2 protein-coding genes are annotated in these 1,484 nt (G+C 33.2%); both read right to left on the minus strand.

Going from position 1 to position 1,484, the window contains the following annotated elements; all coding sequences use genetic code 11:
- Window positions 1-31: 31 nt before the first annotated feature.
- The gene (locus JF76_RS09845; protein WP_156962799.1) at window positions 32-973 is read right to left on the minus strand and encodes an IS3 family transposase; all 942 of its coding nucleotides are present in this window, start codon (window positions 971-973) and stop codon (window positions 32-34) included.
- The coding region (locus tag JF76_RS09850; RefSeq protein WP_244267946.1) for a helix-turn-helix domain-containing protein at window positions 910-1,484 on the minus strand (575 nt) is incomplete at its 5' end. The genes JF76_RS09845 and JF76_RS09850, both read right to left, overlap by 64 nt.

Below are 1,484 nucleotides of genomic sequence, written 5' to 3' on the forward strand. Positions count from 1 at the left end.
TGAAGCTAACCCCTAAAACTGGACGTTAGTTTTATATCATTTTACTTAAGGCTTGATTCCGATATTGAATCGGAGTTAAGCCTTTTAGTTTGTGCCGAATTCTATCTTCATTGTAATAACTTATCCATTCTTTCATCGCCTTAACCAATTGTTTCTTAGTATCAAAGTGATGTGTAAAATAATTCATTTCAACTTTCATAATGTGAAAGAAACTTTCCATAGCTGCATTATCATGACATGTAGCTCTTCGTGACATGCTTTGAAATACTTTATGTTTTCGTAAAGCATGTCGATATGGATTAGATTGATATTGAATTCCTTGATCACTATGGATTGTCATTCGATAATTTAATAGCTTTGGTCTTGCAGTAAACACTCCCTCTAATCCTTCTAGAACATATCTTGTTAATGGACGATCGGTGATCGTATAACTAATAATTTCACCGCTGAATAAGTCCTTAAATGGCGATAAATATACACGATCACGGATAGTCATGTTCCCATATCTAAATTCACTAATATCAGTTACGACCTTTTGATATGGTCTATCAGTCTTAAACTTTTGATGGAACCGATTCTTAGCTTTCTTATTTTGTGGACCCTTTGAAGAATCATATTTACCGGCTCTCAGATTATATTTATTAGCTCCTAAATTGTTCTCACGCATTAAGCGTTGAACACGTTTATGATTAACCATTAGGCGATAAGTCATCCTCAGAGTATCAGTTACAGGCCAGTATCCATAACTGGCATGATGCTTCTTTATCATTTTGATAATTGAAACAAGTGCTTTATCACTGATCAGCTTCTTTTTTGGATGAGGATGGTACTCGAATGTACTTTTAGACAAACTTGTGTAGGGTAATATTTCTTTTAATTTAAAGCCAAATTCTTGCCTTAGTTCATTAACTATAGATCTTTCTTCGTCCGATGTCCGCGTTTCTGAACTAAGGCATCTAGTTTTTTTAGATATTCATTTTCTACATGTAATGCACGATTCTCTAAACGTAGACGTTCAAGTTCAGTTAACTCTTGAGAAGTATATTTATGCTTCTTTGCTTTAATTTTCTTTTTATGCATTAATGGTCGTCCTTGCTTAATAAATAAAGCATCAACACCGCCTTCATTTAATTTTCTTTGCCAATTCGCAATAGTGGAATGTTGTTTAATATTAAAATGATTGGCAGTAATTTGATAGCTGGCACTATGTTCTTTTCTCCAGTTTAAGACTTCTAATTTAAATTGACCACTATATCTTGTCTTAGAAAAGCTTTTTTCCAGGCCTCTGTTACCATACTGTTGATAATTATTGATCCAACCATCAATAGATCTACGTGATGTGATATGTAATTTCTCTTGAATTTCTTTTGTACTAAATCCTCTTTGATACAAATCTACTGCTTCTAATTTTGTTTTTAGTAAATATTTAGACATAAGAAAACCCCCGAATTGGAATCTTTGTCCAATTCCGGGGGTTAACTTCA

The sequence above is a fragment of the Lactobacillus kullabergensis genome, from assembly GCF_000967195.1.
In the GTDB taxonomy this organism is placed as follows: Bacteria; Bacillota; Bacilli; order Lactobacillales; family Lactobacillaceae; genus Lactobacillus; species Lactobacillus kullabergensis.